Origin of the sequence: Streptomyces sp. SCPE 10 (assembly GCF_051980735.1) — a bacterium.
GTDB lineage: Bacteria > Actinomycetota > Actinomycetes > Streptomycetales > Streptomycetaceae > Streptomyces > Streptomyces misionensis.
This window is the reverse complement of the sequence record NZ_CP197069.1, coordinates 6728840-6751476: the sequence shown is the minus strand read 5'-3', so window position 1 is coordinate 6751476 and position 22637 is coordinate 6728840. Positions and strand designations below refer to the sequence as shown.

The 22637-nt window shown below is 74.8% G+C and carries 16 protein-coding genes and 1 pseudogene; 10 read left to right on the top strand and 7 right to left on the bottom strand.

From position 1 onward, the window contains the following. Window positions 1-2: 2 nt before the first annotated feature. The 3 genes from ACSP97_RS30970 to ACSP97_RS30960 are packed head-to-tail and all read right to left on the bottom strand — an operon-like array spanning window position 3 to window position 4164. Entirely contained in the window at window positions 3-1235 is a 1233-nt protein-coding gene (locus tag ACSP97_RS30970; protein ID WP_440555309.1) for an NAD(P)/FAD-dependent oxidoreductase, read from the bottom strand. After that, window positions 1232-2737: an FAD-dependent oxidoreductase gene (locus tag ACSP97_RS30965; RefSeq protein ID WP_355323051.1), complete on the bottom strand. Its 1506-nt coding sequence runs from the start codon at window positions 2735-2737 to the stop codon at window positions 1232-1234. The genes ACSP97_RS30970 and ACSP97_RS30965 overlap by 4 nt, the downstream gene beginning before the upstream one ends. Continuing rightward, window positions 2734-4164, bottom strand: a complete 1431-nt coding sequence (locus tag ACSP97_RS30960) for an FGGY family carbohydrate kinase (RefSeq protein ID WP_358303795.1) — start codon at window positions 4162-4164, stop codon at window positions 2734-2736. The genes ACSP97_RS30965 and ACSP97_RS30960 overlap by 4 nt, the downstream gene beginning before the upstream one ends. A 317-nt stretch (window positions 4165-4481) precedes the next feature. Here ACSP97_RS30960 and ACSP97_RS30955 point away from each other — a divergent pair. The 5 genes and pseudogenes from ACSP97_RS30955 to ACSP97_RS30935 all read left to right on the top strand — a co-directional run. Then, window positions 4482-5042 (top strand): annotated as a pseudogene (locus ACSP97_RS30955) (hypothetical protein); the annotation flags it as partial. A gap of 976 nt (window positions 5043-6018) precedes the next feature. Continuing rightward, window positions 6019-7548 (top strand): amino acid permease, encoded by a 1530-nt coding sequence (locus tag ACSP97_RS30950; RefSeq protein ID WP_355154666.1) that lies wholly within the window; start codon window positions 6019-6021, stop codon window positions 7546-7548. Window positions 7549-7738: 190 nt separating this feature from the next. After that, the gene (locus ACSP97_RS30945) at window positions 7739-8812 is read left to right on the top strand and encodes a mechanosensitive ion channel family protein (protein ID WP_355154668.1); all 1074 of its coding nucleotides are present in this window, start codon (window positions 7739-7741) and stop codon (window positions 8810-8812) included. A gap of 59 nt (window positions 8813-8871) precedes the next feature. Further along, entirely contained in the window at window positions 8872-9288 is a 417-nt protein-coding gene (locus tag ACSP97_RS30940; protein WP_355154670.1) for a DUF4186 domain-containing protein, read from the top strand. 117 nt (window positions 9289-9405) lie between these two features. After that, window positions 9406-11622 carry an NADP-dependent isocitrate dehydrogenase gene (locus ACSP97_RS30935; RefSeq protein ID WP_355154672.1) on the top strand — a complete coding sequence of 739 codons (2217 nt, stop codon included), beginning with the start codon at window positions 9406-9408 and terminating at the stop codon, window positions 11620-11622. Between the two features lie 61 nt (window positions 11623-11683). Here ACSP97_RS30935 and ACSP97_RS30930 read toward each other — a convergent pair whose 3' ends face one another. Then, window positions 11684-12139, bottom strand: a complete 456-nt coding sequence (locus tag ACSP97_RS30930; protein ID WP_435642625.1) for a hypothetical protein — start codon at window positions 12137-12139, stop codon at window positions 11684-11686. Window positions 12140-12400: 261 nt separating this feature from the next. Between ACSP97_RS30930 and ACSP97_RS30925 the strand changes: the two genes are divergently transcribed. From ACSP97_RS30925 to ACSP97_RS30910, 4 genes are all read left to right on the top strand, one after another. Then, on the top strand, window positions 12401-13711 hold the full coding sequence (locus ACSP97_RS30925; protein WP_355154676.1) for a bifunctional o-acetylhomoserine/o-acetylserine sulfhydrylase: 1311 nt from the start codon (window positions 12401-12403) through the stop codon (window positions 13709-13711). Further along, window positions 13712-14848, top strand: coding sequence for a homoserine O-acetyltransferase MetX (gene metX, locus ACSP97_RS30920; protein WP_355531173.1), 1137 nt, complete (start codon window positions 13712-13714; stop codon window positions 14846-14848). Window positions 14849-14920: 72 nt separating this feature from the next. Next, on the top strand, window positions 14921-15700 hold the full coding sequence (locus ACSP97_RS30915) for an N-formylglutamate amidohydrolase (protein WP_355531175.1): 780 nt from the start codon (window positions 14921-14923) through the stop codon (window positions 15698-15700). A gap of 365 nt (window positions 15701-16065) precedes the next feature. Further along, window positions 16066-17313, top strand: coding sequence for a cytochrome P450 (locus tag ACSP97_RS30910; protein WP_355531177.1), 1248 nt, complete (start codon window positions 16066-16068; stop codon window positions 17311-17313). A gap of 9 nt (window positions 17314-17322) precedes the next feature. On the opposite strand, the gene ACSP97_RS30905 is transcribed toward ACSP97_RS30910, so the two are convergent. From ACSP97_RS30905 to ACSP97_RS30895, 3 genes are all read right to left on the bottom strand, one after another. Beyond that, complete coding sequence (locus tag ACSP97_RS30905; RefSeq protein ID WP_355154695.1) at window positions 17323-17793, bottom strand: hypothetical protein; 471 nt, start codon at window positions 17791-17793, stop codon at window positions 17323-17325. Between the two features lie 86 nt (window positions 17794-17879). Next, window positions 17880-18455, bottom strand: a complete 576-nt coding sequence (locus ACSP97_RS30900) for an RNA polymerase sigma factor (protein WP_355154683.1) — start codon at window positions 18453-18455, stop codon at window positions 17880-17882. A 59-nt stretch (window positions 18456-18514) separates the two neighbouring features. After that, complete coding sequence (locus ACSP97_RS30895; protein WP_440555303.1) at window positions 18515-19939, bottom strand: S8/S53 family peptidase; 1425 nt, start codon at window positions 19937-19939, stop codon at window positions 18515-18517. A gap of 73 nt (window positions 19940-20012) precedes the next feature. Here ACSP97_RS30895 and ACSP97_RS30890 point away from each other — a divergent pair, with 73 nt between their 5' ends. Continuing rightward, window positions 20013-22625: a CHAT domain-containing protein gene (locus ACSP97_RS30890; RefSeq protein ID WP_355154687.1), complete on the top strand. Its 2613-nt coding sequence runs from the start codon at window positions 20013-20015 to the stop codon at window positions 22623-22625. The last annotated feature ends 12 nt before the right edge of the window (window positions 22626-22637 follow it).

The window sequence follows — 22637 nt, the reverse complement described above, 5'->3', positions numbered from 1 at the left end:
GCTCAGCCGGCGCTCACCCGTACCGGACCTCCGCCGGGGTCGACGCGCTCGTGCCAGCGGGTGCCGAGCGTCAGGGTGCGGTGGGGCCGGGCGGTGCCGGGGGCGAGGCGGGCCCGGTGCAGCAGGCGGCCGTCCTGGTGGACGTGGAGGACGGGGCGGGGCAGCGGGGCGTCGGTGCGCAGCACATGGGGCGCGGACCGGGCGCCGGCGGTGACGCGGTTGGGGGCGATCCAGCGCAGCGGCGCCTCGACGGTGACCGGGATTCCGGACCCCGGCCAGGGGGCGCCCGCGAGGAAGCCGAGGACGGCATCGGCCGCCCTGGCCCCCTCGCGGGCGGCGGTCGCGGCGGGCTCGACGGCGTGCAGGAGGTCCCCGGCGGCGAAGACGCCGGGGCGCGAGGTGTGCAGTGCGGTGCCGACGGCGGGGCCGCGGGTGCCGGGATCGAGGTCGAGGGCGCCGCGCCGGGCGAGTTCGTGGTCCGGGACGAAGTCGCCGGTGAACACCACGGTGTCGCAGGGCAGTACGGCGGTCCGGCCGTCCCGGTGGCGGACGCGGACCCCCGAGAGCCGCCCGTGGCCGAGGAGTTCGGTGACGGTGGTGCCGGTGAGCAGGGGGATGCGGTGGGCCAGCCGGGCCGTCTGCGCGCGGGCGCGCCCGGTGCCGGCGCGGGGGTCCTCGGTGACCAGGGCGACGACCTCGGCACCGGCCGCGCGGACGGTGCGGGCCGCCGCGTAGGAGACGTCCTGGGCGCCGACCACCACCGCGCGGGTCCCGATGTGCTGCCCGAACAGGTGGACGGCCTGCTGGAGTTCGCCGGTGGTGTAGACGCCGGCGGGCCGGGTGCCGGGCACCAGGCGGGCCGCGCGGGGGCGTTCGCGGGCCCCGGTGGCCAGGACGACGGCGTGGGCCGCGACGGCCTCCGGTCCCCCGGGCCCCACGGTCAGCAGGACGTTGTCGCCGGCCGCCCAGTCGAGCACGCTCACCCGGGTGCGGAGCACGGCGCCCGACCGCCGGGCCGCCTCGCTGAGCAGGCGGGCGTACGCGGGGCCGGTCAGCGGGCGGGTCCAGGTGCCGAAGCCGCCGTGGGCGCAGTGCCGGGGCACTCCCCCGGGCATCGCCTCCCGCTCCAGCACCTCGACCCGGCCGGCCCCGGCGGCGGCGAGCCGGGCGGCCGCGGTGAGACCGGCGGGTCCGGCGCCGACCACGAGGACGTCGACGCGTCGGGCGTCCGTCATGCCCGTTCCCCTTTCCAGCGCCGCTCCAGCAGCTCCCGGACGGCCGCTCCGCAGGAGAAGCCCTGGCAGCGGCCCGCCCCGGCCCGGGTGCGGCGGCGCAGGGCGTCCCGGGTGCGGGGCGGCAGGGGGCCGGCGAGGGCGTCGCGGATCTCGCCGAGGGAGACCCGCTCGCAGTGGCAGACGAGGGTGCCGTACGCGGGGTCGGCGGCGACGAGGTCGGCGCGCTGGTGGGGGCGCGGGAAGGCCTCGCCGAGGTGGGGCATGCGCACCGGGTCGAGGTCCCGCTCGGGTCCGAGGTCGAGCCCGGACGCGGCGAGCAGACCGGTGACATGGGCGGCGATCGCGAGGGAGGCGGTCAGCCCGGTGGAGCGGATGCCGCCGACGGTGACGTACGACCGCTCGGGGTGGGCGGCGATCCGGTAATCCTCCTGTCCGGTGGCCGCGCGCAGCCCGGCGTACACGGCGGTGACCTCCTCGTCGAGGAGGTCGGGCAGGATGCGGCGGCCCTTCTCCCGGAGCAGGGCGATGCCCTCGGCGGTGGAGCCGGTGTCCCGCTTGTCGTCCAGGTCCTCGGCGGTGGGGCCGAGCAGCACGTTGCCGTGGACGGTGGGCGCGACCAGCACCCCCTTGCCGAGTGCGGTGGGAACCGGCAGCAGGATGTGCCGGACCAGCGGGCGGGCGAACTTGTCGAACACGAGGAGCTGGCCGCGGCGCGGGGTGACGGTGAAGTCGTCGCGGCCGAGCCGCCGGTCGAGGGTGTCGGCGTCCAGCCCGGCCGCGTTGACGAGATGACGGGCGCGCAGGGTGCCGCGGGAGGTGTGCAGGAGGTGGCCTTCCTCGTCCCGGCCGACCTGCCCGACGGCGGTGTTCAGGTGGAGTTCGACACCGGCGCGGACGGCCTGGGTGGCGTAGGCCAGGGTGGTGGTCCAGGGGCAGATGACGCTCTCGCCGGGAATGTGCAGGGCGCCCAGGGCGCCGGGGCCGAGGCGCGGCTCGCGGGCGTACAGCTCGTCCCGGTCCAGTCGGCGGGCGTCCGTGCAGGAGTTGAGCGCGGCCTTCTCGGCCAGCCGGGGCAGGGCCGCCAGTTGTTCCTCGTCCCAGGCGACGAGCAGCGCGCCGACGTGTTCGACGGGGATGCCGGACTCGGTGGCGTAGGCGGCCAGCCGCGCCCGGCCCTCGCGGACGAGCCGGGCCTCCAGGGTGCCGGGGACGGCGTCGAAACCGGTGTGCAGGATCGCGGTGTTGGCCTTGGAGGTGCCCTGGCCCACGTCGTCCTGCGCCTCGACCAGGGCGACGCGCAGACGTGGGTGGCGGGCGAGTTCGCGGGCGATGGCGCAGCCGACGACTCCGGCGCCGACGATCACGACGTCGTACGACCGCCCGGGCAGCGGGCCCTCGGCGGTGACCGTCGGCGGCGGGCCCTCGGCGGCGGCCCCCGGCAGCGGTTCCCGGTCCCCGCGCACCGGTCGCGCGGGCCGCGGTCCGTTCCCGGTGCCCGTCATGAGCCGGGCAGGGCGGCGACGGCGGCGCGGAAACGGGCGCGGTGTTCGGCCGCCCGGTCGGCCGGGATGCGGGGCTCGTACACCGCGGCGGGTCTCCACTCCGGCAGGGCCTGGTCGGCGCCGAGCGCGGGGTCGGTGCCGAGGCGGGCGAGGGCGGCGGCGCCGAGCGCGGTGGCGTCGGGCAGCGCGGACACCTCGACGGGGCGTTGCAGCAGGTCGGCCTGGGTCTGCATGAGCAGCGCGGAGCGGGTGAGGCCGCCGTCGACACGCAGGGCGGTCAGCGGGGTGCCGAGGTCGGCGGCGGCCGCGTCGGCGAGCTCGGCGACCTGGGCGGCGATGCCCTCGCACAGGGCGCGCACCAGATGGCCCGCGGTGGTGTCGAGGCCGAGCCCGGTCAGCGAGCCGCGCAGCTCGCCGCGCCACCAGGGGGCGGCGAGTCCGGCGAGGGCGGGCACGAAGGTGACGCCGCCGCTGTCGGGGACGGTGCCGCCGACCGGGTCCAGGTCGGCGGCGGAGCCGATGACGCCGAGACCGGCGAGCCAGTGGACGGCGGAGGCGGCGGTGTACACCTGGCCGTCCAGGCAGTAGCTGGTGGTGCCGGCGAGCCGCCAGGCCACGCAGCTGACCAGGCCGGAGCCGCCGCGCCGGGGGCGTTCGCCCGTGTGGGCGAGCAGGAACGCGCCGGTGCCGTAGGTGCACTTGGCGGCGCCGGGGGCGGTGAGGCGCTGGGCGAGCAGGGCGGCCTGCTGGTCCACGATCAGTCCGGTGAGGGGGATCTTCGGGCCGAACGCCCTGGTGGTGCCCACGGGTTGGGCGACGTCGGTGATCTCCGGGAGGCGTTCGCCGGCCAGGCCGTACAGGTCGAGGGCGCGGGAGGACCAGCGGACGCGGTCGAGGTCGAGGAGCTGGGTGCGGCCGGCGGTGGCGGCGTCGGTGACGAAGGCGCCGGTGAGGCGGTGCACCAGCCAGGCGTCCGAGGTGGTGACGACGCCCTCGCGGGTGAGGTGACGGCGGATCCAGGCCATCTTGGGCGCGGCGAAGTACGGGTCCAGGGGCAGTCCGGTCAGCTGCCGCAACTCCTCGGCGTGACCGCTCAGTTCGGCGCAGACGGTCTCGGCGCGGCGGTCCTGCCAGACCAGGGCGTCGGTGAGCGGGCGGCCGGTGTCCGGGTCCCAGGCGAGGACGGTCTCGCCCTGGTTGGCCAGCCCCAGGGCGACGACGTCCGTTCCCGCCTCGGCGAGCGCGCGCCGCCCGGCGGCGAGCACCGAGCCGTACAGCTCCTCCGGGTCCGCCTCGACCAGCCCGCCGGGGCGGTGACGGGGGCGGACCTCGGCGTATCCGGTGCCGAGGACACCGCGCTCCGGGCAGACCACCAGGGCCTTGGTGCCGGAGGTGCCCTGGTCGACGGCGAGCACCGGTCCGGTCATCGCGCCGGTCCCGTCATCCGTACCCTCCCGCACCCCGCAGCAAAGATCACCGCGTCAGCCTGCCGCCGCCCGCAGTCCGCGTCAACCCACGCCGATAATCAGCCAACTCCCGTGTCCGGCTCATTGAGTTGGCAACAATGGTGAGCGGTAATGGCCGCCTCTACAGTGACCGCCGACCACGTCGTTCGAGCGCAGCCCAGGACGTCTGACCAACGACCACAACGCTTCGCGAGCGACCGATCACCGCCCAGGGGAGGGCTGTTGCCACCGCACTCCGCCGCCTCGCCCGTGCCCGTCCGGCCCCGGGGCCTCGGCTGATGGCGCGAGAAGGATCGAGGCCCTGCTACGACCCCGCCGGACCCGACCACGCCCTGCGCGCCGTGCTCCAGGATCTGCGCACCGGCCGCTGGATGGCCATGCGCACCCTGCTGGCGGAGACCACCGAGGCGTGGCGGTGGACCCAGCGCACCCAGATCCTCGCGGCGGCGGCCGCGGGCAGCGATGTGGTGCGCGCCTGGCTGGCCGAGGAGCCGGACTGCGCCCACGCGGCGGTGATGCGGGCCCGGGTGGGCGTGGAGCGGGCGCTGCGGGCGCGCCGCGAACGGCACCTGCGAGCCCACGAGTTGTGGATCGAGGCCTGGGACGCCGCCCAGACCGCGACCGGGCTCGCGCCGCGCGACCCCGTGCCCCGGATCTGTCTGCTGGCCCTGGCCCAGCTGGACCCCGGGCAGCGGTGGGCGGAACACCGCGCCGACCCGCCCGCGCCGCCGCTGCCGCCGGGCCCCTGGGAGCTGCTGGCGGAGGCCGCCGCGCGCGACCCGTACAACCGCGAGGCCCACCACCGGATGCTCCAGTTCCTGTACGCGCGCGAGGGCGGCCACGACGGGCCCACGACAGCCGCCGGTACAGCACGCTCCGGGGCCGGCGAGGCAACCGGCCACTCCGGCGCCGGGCCCGAGGCGCCCACAGGTCGCACCGGCGCGGGGAGCGAGACAGCCACCGGCCGCACCGACGCCGGGCTCATGGAGGTGGCCGGCCGGCCGGGCGGGGGGCCCACGGAGCCGACCGGCCACCCGGGCGCCGAGATCACCGAGGCCGCCGTACACCCGGCCACCGGGCTCGCGGCCGCCGTACACCCGGCCGCCACGAGCCGCACCGGCGCGGGGGACGACACGGCCACCGGCCACCCCGTAGCCGGGCCCCAGCAGGTGGCCGTTCGCACCGGAGCCGGGCCCGAGGAGCCCGCCGGCCACCCTGGAGCCGGGCCCCGGGGGGCCGCCGGTCGTGCCGTCGCCGCACCGGAGGTGGCCGCCGGTCGTGCCCGTACCGAAGTCGACGAGTCCAGCGATCTCCACCGGCGCCTCGACGAGGCCGCCGGCTACGCCCGGTGGGCCGCCGGCCAGGCTCCGCCCGGCTCCGCCCTGCACCTGCTGCCCCTGTACGTCCGTGTCGAACGTCACCGCCGTCTGGGCGAACGGCAGGCGCGCTGGACGACCGAGACCGCCGCCCGGGAGGCGCGCACCGCCCTGACCTCCTGGTTCGAGCAGGCGCCGGCCGACCGGCGGGCCCAGCCGGACCTCAACCACCTGGCCCACGCCCTGTGGAGCACCGGGCAGTACGCCGCCGCCGCGGCGGTGTTCGAGGCGATCGGACCGTACTTCACCCCGCCGCCGTGGATGTACCGCGCCCGGGGCCGCGACCGGGCCGTGGACGTGTTCACCGCGGCCCGCGACCGCTGCCGGACCGCCACCGGCCCCGCCCGCGCCACCTGACTTCCCCGCGAGCCCGCAACCGCTTTCCCGAGCATCCCGTCCGACCGTCCCGTACGAGCCCTCGATCCCCGGAGGTCCGCGCATGTCTCCCACTCCCGAGCCGTCCGCCGCCGCGGGGCTGCCGCAGCAGGACGAGGAGCGGCGGCTGCGCGAACTCGGCTACCGGCCGGTGCTGGCCCGCCGGATGGGCGGGTTCGGCAACTTCGCCATCAGCTTCTCGGTGATCTCGATCCTGTCCGGCTGCATGACCCTGTACGGCTTCGGGCTGAACACCGGCGGTCCCGCCGTGATGCTGTGGGGCTGGGCGGGCGTGGGCCTGTTCGTGCTCTGCGTCGGCCTCGCGCTCGCCGAGGTCACCAGCGCCTATCCGACCTCGGGCGCCCTCTACTACATGGCCGACCGGCTCGGGGGGCGCCGCTGGGGCTGGTACACGGGCTGGCTGAATCTGCTCGGCCTGCTCGGCGCGATCGCCGGGATCGACTACGGCGCCGCGCTGTTCACCGGCGCGTTCGCCCATCTCCAGTGGGGTTTCACGCCGACGCCCGGCCGGACGATGCTGATCTTCTGCGCCATCCTCCTGCTGCACGCGGTGCTGAACCTGTTCGGCGTCCGCGTGGTCAGCCTGCTCAACTCGGTCAGCGTCTGGTGGCACCTGGCGGGTGTCGCGCTCATCGTCGGCGCCCTCGCGATCGTGCCCGACCACCACCGCTCGCCGTCCTTCGTGTTCACCACCTTCGTCAACGAGACCGGCTGGTCCAACCACTGGTACGTGGCGGCCATCGGGCTGCTGCTCGCCCAGTACACCTTCTCCGGCTACGACGCCTCCGCGCACCTGTCGGAGGAGACCTCGCGCGCCTCGGTGTCCGCGGCCAAGGGCATCGTCCGGGCCATCTGGGTGTCCTGGCTGGCCGGTTTCGTGCTGCTGGCCGGGCTGACCTTCGCCATCCAGGACTACGACGCGACCCGCACCACCGCCACCGGGGTGCCGCCGGCCCAGATCCTGCTGGACGGCCTCGGCGCGGGTGGCGCGAAGGCGCTGCTGCTGGTGGTGATCGCGGCCCAGTTGTTCTGCGGGAACGCGGAGGTCGCCGCGGCCAGCCGGATGGTGTTCGCGTTCAGCCGGGACGGCGCGCTGCCCGGCTCCCGGCTGTGGCGCACGGTCAGCCGGCGCACACAGACCCCGGTGGCCGCCGTCTGGCTGTCGGTCGGCGTGGCCGGGGTCCTCGCGCTGCCGTCGCTGTACTCGGCGACGGCGTACAACGCGGTCACCGCCATCAACGTCATCGGCATCACCCCCGCCTACGCCATCCCGGTGCTGCTGCGGCTGCGGGCCGGGGACCGGTTCCGGCCGGGGCCCTGGCACCTGGGCCGGTGGAGCAGGCCCGTCGGCTGGGTCGCGGTGGTCTGGGTGGCGTGCGTGACGGTGCTGTTCTGTCTGCCGCAGTCCTCGCCGGTCACCGTCGACACCATGAACTACGCGGCGGTGGCCCTGGCCGCCGTGCTGCTGCTGGCCAGCGTCTGGTGGTACGTCGCCCGCCGCTCCTACGGCACCCCCACCGCGGCCTACGGCAGCGACCGCGACCAGGCCGAACTCGCGGAGGGCATCATCTGATCCGGGGCCGCGCGGGGGCAAGGCGCCCCGGTGGTACGCCGTGTTCCGGATACGGCAGGATGAACGCTCGTGCCGGTCACCGGAGTTCCGGGACCGGCACGTTCGCACATCCCGCACATCGAGCAGGTGACAACGTGACGAGACCTCACATACGGCGCTCCGCAGGGACCCGGCGCGGCGGAGGTGACCGGTGAACCGCGCGCTCACCCTGGACGACCTCGTCCTGGCCGGCATCTCCGTGGCGGCGGGCCTGGCGCTCGCCTTCTGCTCCCGGACCCTGCTGCGCTGGCTGGCCAAGGCCGCCAAGCGGACCCGCTGGAGCGGCGACGACGTCATCGTGGACGCGCTGCGTTCGATCATCCCGTGGGCGCTGATCGCGGCCGGGGTGGCGACGGCGGCGGTCGTGCTGCCGCTCACCAGGACGGTGCAGCACCACACCGACCAGGTCCTCGAGGTGTGGTTGATCCTCGTGGCCACCCTGTCGGCGGCCCGGGTCGTGGCCGGGCTGGTGCAGACGGTCACCCAGTCCCGCTCGGGCGTGGCCGGGTCGGCGACCATCTTCGTCAACATCACCCGGGCGCTGGTCCTGGCGATCGGCTTCCTGGTCGTCCTGCAGACCCTCGGTATCTCCATAGCGCCGCTGCTCACCGCGTTGGGCGTCGGCGGTCTCGCGGTGGCCCTGGCGTTGCAGGACACCCTCGCCAACCTGTTCGCCGGCATCCACATCCTCGCCTCCAAGACGGTCCAGCCCGGCGACTACATCCGGCTCGGCAGCGGCGAGGAGGGGTACGTCGTCGACATCAACTGGCGCCAGACGACGGTGCGCCAGCTGTCCAACAACCTGGTGGTGATCCCCAACGGCCAGCTCGCCAAGGCGAACATGACGAACTACACCAGGCCCGAGCAGCGGCTGACGGTGCCGGTGCAGGTGGGGGTGAGCTACGACGCCGATCTGGAGCACGTGGAGCGGGTGACCGCCGATGTGGTGCGGCAGGTGATGCACGAGGTCGACGGCGCCCTGCCGGACCACGAGCCCGCGATCCGCTTCCACACCTTCGGGGACTCCCGGATCGGCTTCACGGTGATCCTGGGCATCGGCGAGTTCAGCGACCAGTACCGGATCAAGCACGAGTTCATCAAGCGCCTGCACCGCCGCTACCGCGAGGAGGGCATCCGCATCCCCTCCCCCGTGCGCACGGTCGCCCTCCAGCAGGGCAGCGTCATGATCCCGCAGCAGCGCAGCGCCGAGGGCGTCCCCGAGTAGAGCGCCGAGGGGACCGAGTGGCGGGCGGTCGCCGGGGCGGCCCGTATGCTCGAAGGAGCATGACCGTTTCGCCCGACCCCGTCCCGCCGGGGGCCCGCTCGCTCGACCGGCTGCTGGACGACCTCGCCCGGCAGCCGTTCCGGGCGCGTTTCCACCTGCGCGGGCGGGACCGGGCCACCGCCGAGCTGAAGGGGCCGGCCACCATCCGGTGGCACGCCTACGACCTGATCGCGAAGCGGCTGGCCCCGGCCGCGCCGTACAAGGACGGCAAGCAGACCCCGTACCGGGGCCATCCCGTCTTCGTCGCCCAGCACGCGACCGCCACCTGCTGCCGGAGCTGCCTGGCCCGCTGGCACGGCATCCCGAAGGGCCGGGAGCTGAGCCGGTCCGAACACGTGTACGTGGTGGACGTGATCTGCCGCTGGATCGAACGCGAGCTGACCGGCGGACCCCGGCGGACGGCGGGGTCCGGCTGACCGGCGGCGCCGCCCGGCGGAAATCAGCGGGCCCAGGGCCCCACCCCTGTCGAGCCCGCCTCCGGCACGAGATATCTTGATGTCGAGCAATGTTACAGACGTGGAGCGGAGCACCCGGTGACTGACTCGAGCATCATCTACACGTACACAGACGAGGCCCCGGCCCTGGCGACGCATTCTTTCCTGCCGGTGATCCGGGCGTACGCCTCGCAGGCCGGTGTGCCCGTGGAGACCCGCGACATCTCGCTGGCCGGGCGCATCATCGCCGTCTTCCCGGAGTACCTGAACGAGGACCAGCGCATCCCGGACGCGCTGACCGAGCTGGGCGAGCTGGCCAAGACCCCGGCGGCGAACATCGTCAAGCTGCCGAACATCTCGGCGTCCATCCCGCAGCTCAAGGCGGCCGTCGCCGAGCTCCAGGGCAAGGGCTACGCGCTGCCGGACTACCCGGACGACCCCAAGACCGACGAGGAGCGCGAGATCCGCGCCCGTTACGACAAGGTCAAGGGCTCCGCCGTCAACCCGGTACTGCGCGAGGGCAACTCCGACCGCCGCGCCCCGGCCTCGGTGAAGAACTACGCCAAGACCCACCCGCACCGCATGGGCGCCTGGACCCCCGAGTCCAAGACCAACGTGGCGACCATGGGCGAGCACGACTTCCGCTCCACCGAGAAGTCGGTCGTCATCGCCGAGGACGGCGCGCTGAAGATCGAGCTGGTGGGCGCCGACGGCACCACCACCGTGCTGCGCGAGTCCGTGCCGGTCCTGAAGGACGAGGTCGTGGACGCCTCCGTGCTGCACGTCGCGGAGCTGGAGAAGTTCCTCGCCGCGCAGGTCGCCCGCGCCAAGCAGGACGGCGTGCTGTTCTCCGTGCACCTGAAGGCCACGATGATGAAGGTCTCCGACCCGATCATCTTCGGTCACGTGGTGCGCACCTTCTTCCCGAAGACGTTCGCGAAGTACGGCGAGACGCTGAAGGCTGCGGGCCTCACCCCGAACGACGGCCTCGGTGGCATCCTCAAGGGCCTGGAGAACCTGCCCGAGGGCGCCGAGATCAAGGCTTCCTTCGACGCGGAGCTGGCCGCGGGCCCGGAGCTGGCCATGGTCGACTCCGACAAGGGCATCACCAACCTGCACGTCCCCTCGGACGTCATCGTGGACGCCTCCATGCCCGCGATGATCCGCACCTCCGGCCACATGTGGGGCCCGGACGGCCAGGAGCACGACACCCTCGCCGTCATCCCGGACTCCTCGTACGCCGGTGTCTACCAGGCCGTCATCGACGACTGCCGGGCCAACGGCGCCTACGACCCGTCCACCATGGGCTCGGTGCCGAACGTCGGCCTGATGGCGCAGAAGGCCGAGGAGTACGGCTCCCACGACAAGACCTTCGAGGTCCCGACCGCGGGCACCGTCCGCCTTGTCGACCAGGCCGGCAACGTGCTGATCGAGCAGGAGGTCGCCGAGGGCGACATCTTCCGCGCCTGCCAGACCAAGGACGCCCCGATCCGCGACTGGGTCAAGCTGGCCGTCACCCGCGCCCGCGCCACCGGCGACCCGGCCGTGTTCTGGCTGGACGAGGGCCGCGCCCACGACGCGCAGCTGATCGCCAAGGTCAAGCGGTACCTGCCGGAGCACGACACCGAGGGCCTGGACATCCGCATCCTGTCCCCGGTCGAGGCCGCCAAGCTGTCGGTGGAGCGCATCCGCCGCGGCGAGAACACCATCTCGGTCACCGGCAACGTGCTGCGCGACTACCTGACCGACCTCTTCCCGATCCTGGAGCTGGGCACCAGCGCCAAGATGCTGTCGGTCGTCCCGCTGATGGCGGGCGGCGGCCTGTTCGAGACGGGCGCCGGCGGCTCCGCGCCCAAGCACGTCCAGCAGCTGGTCAAGGAGAACTACCTGCGCTGGGACTCGCTCGGCGAGTTCTTCGCGCTCGTGCCCTCCCTGGAGCAGTTCGCGCAGGCCACCGGCAACACCCGGGCCAAGGTGCTCGCCGACACGCTGGACCGCGCCACGGCGACCTTCCTCAACGAGGACAAGTCCCCGACCCGTCGCGTCGGCGGCATCGACAACCGCGGCAGCCACTTCTACCTGTCCCTGTACTGGGCGCAGGAGCTGGCCAAGCAGACCGACGACGCCGACCTGGCCAAGGCCTTCGCGCCGCTCGCCGAGTCCCTCGCGGCCGACGAGCAGAAGATCGTGGACGAGCTGAACGCCGTCCAGGGCAAGCCGGCCGACCTCGGCGGCTACTACCGCGTCGACCAGGCCAAGGCGGACGCGGTGATGCGCCCGTCGGCCACCTGGAACGCGGCCCTGGCCTCGCTCTAGTCCGGACACATGGCGGCGCTCCGCCCACCGCAGCGCGCGGTGGGCGGAGCGCCGTCCCGTTCTACGGGTGGTAGATCTCCCGCATCGCGGTGATCCGGCCCTTGCCGTTGACGCGGAAGGCGAAGTACGGGCTGTTGGCGAGCTTGTGCTTCACCAGCCACTGCGGGGCGACCTTCACGGTCGTGGTGTCGCGCAGGACCTCGACGGAGGCGCCCGACGCGAAGCCGACCGACCGGGCGGCGCCGCTCGGGGTGTAGACGACGTCCTCGTCGTTCTCCTTGTTCACCTTGCACGTCTGCGGGGTGACCCGCACGACGGTCCGTCCCTTGACGGTCCCGGCGGAGTCCAGCTCGACGAAGCGCTGGTACCCGCTGGGCAGGTGGCACGGCTTCCAGGCCGTGGCCTTCGCGGTCCGCACCGGGGCGTTCGGGCTGGCGCCGGCCGACCCGCACGTGGTGGCGAGGAGCGCGGCGGCGGAGGCCAGGACGACGACGGCGGAGACATGGCGGTGGTTCATGGGCGTCCTCTGCTGTGAAGATCCGCTGACACCCGGGAAGAGCGCCCCCGGCCGGCCCGCGTTTCACCGGCCGCCGGCTGTGACGGGACGGTGACAACCGCCACCCGGTCGCGACAACCGCCGTGTGTGTCACGGACGTTGCGCCCGTGTTGTCGTCCATGACGTCCTCGTGGCGGCTGCTCGCCGTGCCTGTCGGACGGTGCCCGTGCGTGCTTACCTCGTGCCACGTCACCGCCCTGCCCCGCACGAGGAGCACGCCCCATGAGCACGCAGCCCGACCCCGCCGCCTGGTCCTTCGAGACGAAGCAGATCCACGCCGGGGCGGCCCCCGACCCCACGACCGGTGCCCGGGCCACCCCCGTCTACCAGACCACCTCGTTCGTCTTCCGGGACACCCGGCATGCCGCCGACCTGTTCGCGCTGGCGGAGCCCGGCAACATCTACACCCGGATCCACAACCCCACCACCGATGTGTTCGAGCAGCGGATCGCCGCGCTGGAGGGCGGCGTCGGAGCGGTCGCGCTGGCCTCGGGGCAGGCGGCGGAGACCCTGGCGATCCTGAACCTGGCGGGCGCCGGCGACCATGTCGTGGCCGGTGCCGCGCTGTACGGCGGCACGTACAACCTCTTCCGGCACACGCTGGCCCGGCTGGGCATCGAGGTCTCCTTCGTGGACGATCAGGACGACGTCCAGGCCTGGCGGGCGGCGATCCGGCCGAACACCAAGGCCCTGTTCGCCGAGGCGCTGGGCAACCCGCGCGGCAACGTCCTCGACGTGCGGGCGGTGGCGGACGTGGCGCACGCGGCCGGGGTGCCGCTGATCGTGGACAACACGGTGGCCACGCCGTACCTGCTGCGGCCGATCGAGCACGGCGCGGACGTCGTGGTGCACTCGGCGACCAAGTTCCTCGGCGGGCACGGCACCGCGATCGCGGGCGTGGTGGTGGATGGCGGCACCTTCGACTTCGGCGCGCACCCGGACCGGTTCCCGGAGTTCAGCGAGCCGGACGCGAGCTACCACGGCCTGCGCTACTGGCCGGCGCTCGGGCCGGGCGCGTTCGCGGTGAAGCTGCGGGTGCAGCTGCTGCGCGACCTCGGCCCGGCGCTCGCCCCGCACTCGGCGTTCCTGCTGCTCCAGGGGGTGGAGACGCTGAGCCTGCGGCTGGAGCGGCACACCGCCAACGCGCAGGCGATCGCCGAGTGGCTGGAGCGGCGCGACGAGGTGGAGACCGTCCACTACGCGGGCCTGGAGTCCAGCCCGTGGTACGAGGCGGCGCAGCGGTACCTGCCGCGCGGGGCGGGCGCCATCGTCTCCTTCGAGCTGCGCGGCGGCGTCGAGGCGGGCAAGCGGTTCGTGGACGGGGTGGAGCTGTTCAGCCATCTCGCCAACATCGGCGACGTACGCAGCCTGATCATCCATCCGGCGTCCACCACGCACAGCCAGCTCACCGAGGAGGCCGCGGCGGCCTCCGGCACCACGCCGGGCCTGGTGCGGCTGTCCGTCGGCATCGAGAACCTGGCCGACCTCAAGGCGGATCTGGAGGCCGGCTTCCGCGCGGCCAAGGGCGCGTAGGTGAACGCGGCCACGGCCACCGGACGGCTGCCGGTCACCGGGGCCTGGCGGGAGGGGGACCCGCCGGGCCGGCGCCGGTGGCACCCGGCCGGACGGCCGCTGCCGCTGGAGGCGGGCGGTGAACTGCCCGGCGTCCGGCTGGCGTTCGAGACCTGGGGGCGGCTCGCGCCGGACGCGTCCAACGCGGTGCTGGTGCTGCACGCGCTGACCGGCGACAGCCATGTCGCCGGTCCGGCCGGGTCCGGGCACCCCACGCCGGGCTGGTGGGATCCGCTGGTCGGGCCCGGGCGCGCGCTGGACACCGACCGCCTGTTCGTCGTGGCGCCCAATGTGCTGGGCGGCTGCCAGGGCAGCACCGGACCGGCCTCGGCACGCCCCGACGGCCGGACCTGGGGCGGCGCGTTCCCCTTCCTCACCCAGCGGGACCAGGTCGCGGCGGAGGCGGGCCTCGCGGACGCGCTCGGCATCGAGCGGTGGGCGCTGGTGGTGGGCGGCTCGATGGGCGGTATGCGGGCGGTGGAGTGGGCGGTGTCGTACCCGGAGCGCACCGGGGCGCTGCTGCTGCTCGCCACGACGGCGGCGGCGAGCGCGGAGCAGATCGCCTGGGCCGGGGTCCAACTGCGCGCGATCCGCTCGGACCCCGGCTGGCAGGGCGGCGACTACCACGACTCGGGCCGTGGCCCGGCGACCGGCCTGGGCCTCGCCCGCCGGCTGGCCCACATCACGTACCGCAGCGAGCCGGAACTGGGCACCCGCTTCGGCCGGGCGCCCCAGGGCGCGGAGGACCCCTGGCGGGGCGGCCGCTACCAGGTCGACTCCTATCTGGACCATCACGCGGCCAAGCTGGTACGGCGCTTCGACGCGGCGAGCTACGTCACCCTCACGGAGGCGATGAACGCCCATGACGTGGGCCGGGGCCGGGGCGGCCTGCGCGCGGCCCTCGCCCGTGTCACCTCCCCCGCCCTGGTGGCCGGCGTCGACTCCGACCGCCTCTACCCCCTCGCCCAGCAGCAAGAGCTGGCGTCGCTGATCCCTGGCGCGGACCGCCTCAGGGTGCTGGAATCGCCGTACGGCCATGACGGCTTCCTGATCGAGTCGGAGCAAGTGGGTGCCCTGGTCCGCGAGTTGCTGGACTGAGGGGCACCACGCCCGGGTGCGGCCGGGACCGCCCGGCCCTCCACGCCGTACCCGTCCCGCAGGGAGCCGCCCATGCCGTCGTTCGAACTCCTCCCCGGCGCGCCCGAGTCGCCCGTGCTGCTGCACGTGCCGCACTCCGCGCGGGCGATTCCCGGGGACGTGCGCCGGGGGATCGTGCTGGACGACGCCGCGCTGGAGCGCGAGCTGGACCACATCACGGACGCGCACACCGCGGAGCTGGCCGAGCGGGCGGCGGGGCTTTCCCGGGTACGGCCGTGGCGGCTGGTGAACCGGCTGTCCCGGCTGGTCGTGGATCCGGAGCGGTTCCCGGACGAGCGGGAGGAGATGCGCGCCGTCGGCATGGGCGCGGTGTACACGCGGACCACTCACCGCGAAGAGCTGCGGCCCGCGGACAGCGATCCGGCGCCGCTGATCGAGCGGTACTTCCGGCCGTACGCCGAGGCGATGACGCGGGCCGTGGCCGCGCGGCTGGCCGCGACCGGGCGCGCCGTGGTGATCGACGTGCACTCGTATCCGGCCGAGGCGCTGCCCTACGAGCTCCACGGCGACGGCCCGCGCCCGCCGGTCTGCCTGGGCACGGACCCCTTCCACACCCCGCCCCGGCTGACCGACGCGGCCCGCGAGGCGTTCGCCGGGTGTGGACCCACGGGTCTGGACAGCCCGTTCAGCGGGACCTACGTACCGCTGGAGTACTACGGCACGGACGCCCGGGTCGAGGCGCTGATGATCGAGCTCCGCCGGGACACGTACATGCGCGAACCGGGCGGCCCGGCGGGCCCGGGGCTGCGCCGACTCGCCTCGGCGCTGGCCGCGTTGGTCGACGCCGTGTGACGGCGACGCGGCCCGGCGGGGGCGGCCGCGCCCCATGCCCACCGGCCGTGCCCGCCCCGTCCCCCGGCCGGAGCCCCCTCCCCGGCACGCCCGCCGCACGCCGACCCGGCCGCGCGCCCATGGGCTACCGACGAACACCCGCCCGCCCGACCGCTCGCACACCCCACCTGCCCCGGCCACACACCGCCCGCCCCCTGGGCCGCACCGCCCCGGCCCGGCCGACCGCCCGCCCCGGACCGGCGCCGCACGCACCGTCCACCCCACCGGCCGCCGCCCGCGAGCGGCCCCGAGCGCCCCCGCCAGGCCCCACCCGCCCGGAGCAACCCCGCACGACACCGTTCGTGCCCCGCCCCATCGTGGAGGGCATGACGACCATCGAGACCAGCACGTCCACCGGTCCGGAGCCGCCGTCCACCGGTCAGGAGCCGCCGCCCGTCCGGGAGTGGCCCGTGATCGATCTGGAGGGCACGGAGTTCGACCCGGTGCTCGCGGGCCTGGTGCGCGAGGGGCCGTTGACGCGGATCCGGCTGCCGTTCGGCGAGGGGTGGGCCTGGCTGGCCACCCGGTACGAGCACGTGAAGCTGATCACCAACGATCCGCGGTTCAGCCGCGCGGAGGTGGTGCGCGGCCAGGTCACCCGGCTGGCCCCGAACTTCGCGCCCCGGCCCGGCTCGCTGGCCTGGGCCGACCAGCCGGACCACAACCGGCTGCGCAAGCCCATCGCCGGGGCCTTCACCGTCGGCGCGATGAAGCGGCTGCGGCCCCGCGCCCAGGAGATCCTGGACGAGCTGGTCGACGGGATGGTGCGCGAGGGCCCGCCCGCCGACCTGGTCGAGCGGGTGCTGGAGCCGTTCCCGCTGTACGTCGTCAGCGAGGTGATGGGCGTACCGGAGACCGACCGGGAGCAGGTGCACGCCTGGACCCGGCAGATCATCTCCCTGACCGGCGGCGCCGAGGCCGCCGACCGGGCCAAGAACGGCCTGTACGGCTGGATCACCGCCATCGTCCGGGCGCGGGCGCGCAGCGCGGGCGAGGACGTCTACTCGATGCTCGCCGGTGCCGTGGCGCGCGGCGAGATCGGCGAGGAGGAGGCCGTCGGGCTGGCCGGCCCGCTCCAGATCGGCGGCGAGGCGGTCACCCACAACTGCGGGCAGATGCTGTATCTCCTGCTCACGCGGCCCGAGTTGATGGAGCGGATGCGCGCGCGGCCCGAGGAGCGCGGCCCGGTCCTGGACGAACTGCTGCGCTGGATCCCGCACCGCAGCACCGTCGGGCTCGCCCGGATCGCCCTGGAGGACGTGGAGATCGCCGGGCACCGGATCGCCGCGGGCGAGCCGGTGTACGTCTCCTATCTGGCCGCCAACCGCGACCCCGCGCTGTTCGAGGACCCGGACCGCATCGTGCCGGACCGGGACCCCAACCCGCATCTCGCCTTCGGCAACGGCCACCACTACTGCACCGGCGCGGTCCTGGCCCGTCTCCAGCTCGAACTGCTGGTGGACACGCTGCTGGACCGGCTGCCGGGGCTGCGGCTGGCCGTACCGCCCGAGGAGGTGCGGTGGCGGCAGCAGACGATGATCCGCGGGCCGCGCACCCTGCCGGTCACCTGGTGACGCGTCCGGTCAGGCCCGCAGCCACTCGGTGACGATCACCTCGGTGCCGGTGCGCAGCCGCAGCGCGAACGGCCCGGACGGCGGGTCCTCGCTGGTGAAGCGGCCCAGGGTGTCGACGGGGACCGGGCGGGCGGCACCCGGGCCGCCGAGCACCTCGATCCGCGCCGAGCCGGGCGGCATCACCTGGCCCATCAGCCCGTCCCCGGTGACCTCGACGTCGACGGTGACCGGGCCCGCGCGGAACGTCAGCATGCGCGGGGCGTCGGTGACCCCGCGCACCGGCAGCGCGTCCACCAGCGAGTCGAAGGTCAGCTCGGCGATCTTCGCGTCCAGGTCGTGCAACGCGTAGGCGTCGACGGCCAGTTGGCGCAGCGCGTCGGGGACGGGGTCCAGCACGGCCGCCGCCTGCCGCAGCTCCTCCTCCAGCAGCGCGTCCTGTGCCTCACCCCCGTCGTGCTCCGGCTCCGCGCGGGGAAACAGGCCCTCCCCGTCGGGGAATTCGTCCTCCCTCCGGGGGAAGCCGTCCTCGCCGTGGGGAGATCCCCCGGCACCGTTCGTCTCACCGTTCACGCCGCACCCCGTTGGTCCATCCGGGCCCGCAGCCGGCGCAGACAGCGCTGGCGCAGGGGGCCGATGCTGCCGACCGCGATGCCGAGCGCGGCCGAGATCTCCACATAGCTGGGCGGAGGCGAGGCCACCAGCACGCGCAGCAACTGCCGGCAGCGCTCGCCCAGTTCGTCCAGCTCCTGCCACAGCCGGCGGGCCCGCTCGGCCCGGTCCGCCGCCTCTTCGGAGTCGATCAGTGTCTGTTCCGGCGTACGGTCCTCGCTGGCCCGGTCCAGGACCTGCGGGTCGTCCGTCAGAGTGAGCCGCGTGTTGCCCCTGAGCACCTTCAGGCACTCGTGGCGGGCGGTACTGGCCAGCCAGGCACCGGTCTTGTCGGGTTCCCGGATCCGCCCCAGGTGCTGGGCGAAGCGGAACCACACGGTCTGGTAGACATCGCGTCCGTCCGCGTCGGAGAGCCGGTGGCTGCGAACCACCGACCAGACGAGCGGACTCATGCCTTCCACCAGCGCTTTCCAGGCCGCGGCGTCCCCGTCGACGGCGGACCGGACGAGCGCGCCGACCTCTGTTCGGTCCACGGCTCCACCCCTCGTGTACGGCTCGTCATGGTACGCCGTGGAGCGGAGGATTCCGGCCGTCACGCGGGCAGCGCCGGGGCCGGTACGGGCACGGGGCGCCAGGTCGGCGGGCGCAGCGCGGGCATCCGTACCCCGCGCACGTCGGTGCGGTCGGTGGCCCGCGCCAGCAGCCGACGGCCCGCCCTGCGCGGGTCGCGCTCCCCGTCGGCCGTCATCAGGGCGGCGACAAGTCCGGCGGCGACCGGGGTGGCGAAGGACGTGCCGCTCCACTGCGCGAGCCCGTCGAACATCACCTGGTCCGGCTTGCCGCCGGTGCTCTCCCGGTCCTCGCTCAGCACCCCGGTGTGGCGCGGGTACCGGCAGGTGCAGGAGTAGTCGAAGCCGAACCGGCAGTCGTCGTAGGTGGAGTGCTGGTAGAGGTAGGGCACGGGGGCGGTGAAGCCGGTGAGGGCGCTGGTGAGCCGCTCGCCCGGGGCGTAGACCCGAACCCAGCTGCCGTGGTTGCTGAAGCAGGCGGGTCCCTCGCCGTCCGAGCGCAGCGCGCCGACCGACAGCACGCTGTCCGCGTACTCGGGCAGGGCCGCGTAGGCGGCGGGCCAGAACGGGACGTCGCTGCCGTTGTTCCCGGCGGCGGCGACCAACAGGGTGCGGTGGACGCGCAGTTCGCGCATGAACGCCTCGAGTCCGAGCAGCCCGTGCAGTCCGGCGGCAGGGCTGCCCGCGGAGAGGCTGATGACGTCGGGCCAGCCGTCCCGCTCGACGGCCTCGAACAGCTTGCTGCCGAACTCGCACTCCAGCACCGCGCCGGCGTCGTTGAGGCTGCCGCGGACGGTGATGTCGGTGTTGGGCGCGACGGCCGCGAGGATCCCGGCGATGAACGTGCCGTGGCCGACGTACTGGCGCAGCACTCCCCCGTCGTCCGTCTCGGTCGTCTGGGTGTCGCCGCTGGTGTGGGCGAGCAGCGGGTAGGCACGGTGGTCGCTCACCAGCCCGGTGTCGACCACCAGCACCCGGACGGCGGTCCGCGGGTCGTAACCGGTCCCGGCGGCGGCGGGGTTGGGCGATCCGGAGCGGACGATGGGCACCGGCTCGTCGCCCGGGCAGGCGTTCACCGCGATGTGCACCACGTGGTTGCGGCTCACCAGGCGGCGGCCGTGCCGGTCCTCGGCGGCCCGCAGGGCGTCCAGCGCGTGCGGCACCGTGTCCTCGCCGAGGGCCGGGTCGCCGACCCTGATCCGGGTGACTCCGCCGCGGCCCCGCTCCGGGCCGTCGCGGCGCACATGGTCGGGCAGCAGGCCCCGGGTCTCGGCGAAGTGGGCGCGCACGGTGTCCTCCACGACCCGGGCCTCCTCACCGGACCGGGCGAGGACGACGCCCTTCTCGTACAGCGGACGGGCGTCGTCGTCCGGGCCCATGGCCAGCGGCACATCGGGCATCGAGCGCTGGATGTGGTCGAACTGCTCACGAAATCGCTGAGGTGCCATGCCGTGTCATCCCCCTGAAGACGGTCTACGAGAGTGAGAGCCGCCGGTCCGCCGTCTGATACAGGCCACTACCATGCGAGGCGTGACAGCGGGAAGCGAGCCGGTCCTCGAACTGCTGCCCATGGTGTTCGCCGACCCGGGCGAGGCCAGGGCGCGCGCCGAGCTGGTGCTCGAAGCCGCCCCGGCGCCGCTGGCCGCCAGCATCGCCCACCAGGTACTGGGCATCTGGCAGCGGGACTTCGGCGATCTGCGCATCGCGCTGCGGCATCTGCGGCGGGCGCGCGACCTGGCCGCGCGCGCCGATTCGGCGGACCGCGAGGCCGATGTGCTGGCGACGCTGGGGGTCGCACTGGTGCATGCGGGGCGCACCCGGCAGGGGCTCGCGTCCTTCGAGCGGGGGGTCGCGCGCGGCACCGGCCACACCCGGGCCCGGGTGCTGTACCGGCGGGCCTACGTCTGGTGGGTGCTGGGGCACCACCGGGAGGCGCTGGAGGACGTACGGCGGGCGCTGCCGGTGCTGCGGCAGCTGGGCGACGACATCTGGACCGCGCGGGCGCTGACCCTGCGGGCCACCGTGCATCTGGCGCTCGGCGCGGTCGAGCGGGCCGACGCGGACTTCACGGCGGCGGAGCGGCTGTGGGACACCACGGGCCAGGAGCACGACAAGGCGGACGCGGTGGAGAGCCGGGGGCTGGCCGCCTTCCGCTCCGGGGACGTCCCGGCGGCGCTGCGGCTGCTGGACGAGGCGGAGGAGCGGTACGCGAAGCTCGGCACGCCCACCTACATGCTGTCCATCCGGCGCTGTGAGGTGCTGATGGCCGCCGGGCTCGCCCCGGAGGCGCTGGCCGAGGCGGACGCGGCGATCGCCCTGCTCGACCGGATCGGCGGGCAGTCCACCCGCAAGGCCGAACTGCTGCTGGCCGCCGCGCGGGCGGCCCGCTCGGCAGGGGACGCGCCCACCGCGATCGCCCGCGCGGCCGTCGCGGTACGGCTGTTCGCGGCGCAGCGGCGGCTGTGGTGGGAGACGCACGCCCGGCTGGTGCTGATCGAGGCGCGGGTGGCGGACGGGCGCCGCTCGGGACGGCTGGTCGGGGACGCGGCGGCGGTGGCCGAACGGCTGGCCTCCTTCGGCTCGCCCGCCGCGCCCGAGGCCTCGCTGCTGGCCGGCCGGATCGCGCTGGCGCTCGGCTGGACGGCGGACGCGGAGCGGCATCTGGCGGTGGCGGCCCGCGGCCGGCACGCGGGTCCGGCGCCGGCCAGGATGACCGGCTGGGCGGCGCAGGCGCTGCGGGCCCGTGCGGCCGGTTCCCGGCGGGGCGTCCTGGAGGCGTGCCGGCGCGGTCTGGACGTGCTGGACGATCACCGGATGACGCTGGGCGCCTCGGAGCTGCGCGCCCATGTGACCGCGCAGGGAGCCGAACTGGCCGCGCTGGCCCAGGAGGTGAGCCTCACCCATGGCGGGCCGCGGCGGCTGCTGGAGTGGAGCGAGCGGTGGCGGGCGACCGTGCTGTCCGCGCCGCCGGCCCGGCCGCCCGCCGACCCGGCGCTGCTCAGCGGTCTGACCGCCTACCGGGAGATCGCGGCCCGCGCGGAGGAGGCCCGGATGGAGGGCCGCCCGGTCCCGGCGCTGGAGCGGGAACAGCGGCGCCTGGAGCGGGAGATCCGCTCGCGCACCCGCCATATCCGCGGCTCCGCCCCGCACGAGGGGGACCGCTTCGACGTGCCCCGGCTGCTGGACCGGCTCGGCGACGACCGGCTGGTGGAACTCGCCGTGGTCGAGGGGCGGGTGCACGTGCTGCTGTGCGGGCAGGGCAGGGTACGGCGGTTCGCGGCGGGGCCGCTCGCGGAGGCGGTGGCCGAGGCCGAGTACGTGCAGGCGGGGCTGCGGCGGCTCGCGCACCCGGGGGCGGAGGCGCGGTTGCCGCTGGTGGAGGCGGCGGGCGAACGGCTCCAGGAGCTGCTGCTGGGCGGTGCCGTGCCGCACCTGGGGACGGGGCCCGTGGTGATCGTGCCGCCGGGGGCGCTGCACCGGGTGCCCTGGGCGCTGCTGCCCGCGCTGCGTGACCGGGTGCTCAGCGTGTCGCCGTCGGCGGGCAGCTGGCTGCGCGCCCGGGAGACGGAGCCGCCCCGCGACGGCCGCACCGTGCTGGTGCGCGGTCCGGGTCTCGCCACGGGCGGCGCGGAGGTGCCCGAGCTGGCCGACCGCTACGGCACGGCGACGGTCCTGGAGCGCGAGGACGCCCAAGTGCCACGGGTGCTGGTCGAGTTGGACGGCGCGGGGCTGGCGCATCTGGCCGCGCACGGCACGTTCCGGGCCGACAGCCCCCTGTTCTCCGCGCTGCGGATGGCCGACGGCCCGCTGATCGTGCACGACTTCGAGCGCCTGGACCGCAGCCCGTACCGCATCATCCTCTCCAGCTGCGACACCGCCCGTCTCGCCTCGGTCGGCGCCGACGAACTCCTCGGTCTGGTCACCGCGTTGCTGCCGCTGGGCACGGCCGGGGTGGTGGCCAGCAGCGCCCCGGTCAACGACGCCGCCGTGATCCCGCTGATGCTCGCCCTGCACAAGGGCCTCACCGCGGGCCTGTCGCTGGCCGAGGCGCTGCGCGACGCCCGCACCACCCTGCCCTCCGACACCGTCCACCAGGCCACGGGCTGGGCGTTCGCGGCCTTCGGAGCGGCGTAGCCGGGTGTGCGG

Coding starts and splice junctions, on each gene's coding strand:
- ACSP97_RS30940 (WP_355154670.1), top strand. CDS start 8,872: ATGACCGTTTCGCCCGACCCCGTCCCGCCGGGGGCCCGCTCGCTCGAC.
- ACSP97_RS30925 (WP_355154676.1), top strand. CDS start 12,401: ATGAGCACGCAGCCCGACCCCGCCGCCTGGTCCTTCGAGACGAAGCAG.
- ACSP97_RS30930 (WP_435642625.1), bottom strand. CDS start 12,139: ATGAACCACCGCCATGTCTCCGCCGTCGTCGTCCTGGCCTCCGCCGCC.
- ACSP97_RS30915 (WP_355531175.1), top strand. CDS start 14,921: ATGCCGTCGTTCGAACTCCTCCCCGGCGCGCCCGAGTCGCCCGTGCTG.
- ACSP97_RS30890 (WP_355154687.1), top strand. CDS start 20,013: ATGCGAGGCGTGACAGCGGGAAGCGAGCCGGTCCTCGAACTGCTGCCC.
- ACSP97_RS30965 (WP_355323051.1), bottom strand. CDS start 2,737: ATGACGGGCACCGGGAACGGACCGCGGCCCGCGCGACCGGTGCGCGGG.
- ACSP97_RS30970 (WP_440555309.1), bottom strand. CDS start 1,235: ATGACGGACGCCCGACGCGTCGACGTCCTCGTGGTCGGCGCCGGACCC.
- ACSP97_RS30950 (WP_355154666.1), top strand. CDS start 6,019: ATGTCTCCCACTCCCGAGCCGTCCGCCGCCGCGGGGCTGCCGCAGCAG.
- ACSP97_RS30960 (WP_358303795.1), bottom strand. CDS start 4,164: ATGACCGGACCGGTGCTCGCCGTCGACCAGGGCACCTCCGGCACCAAG.
- ACSP97_RS30895 (WP_440555303.1), bottom strand. CDS start 19,939: ATGGCACCTCAGCGATTTCGTGAGCAGTTCGACCACATCCAGCGCTCG.
- ACSP97_RS30910 (WP_355531177.1), top strand. CDS start 16,066: ATGACGACCATCGAGACCAGCACGTCCACCGGTCCGGAGCCGCCGTCC.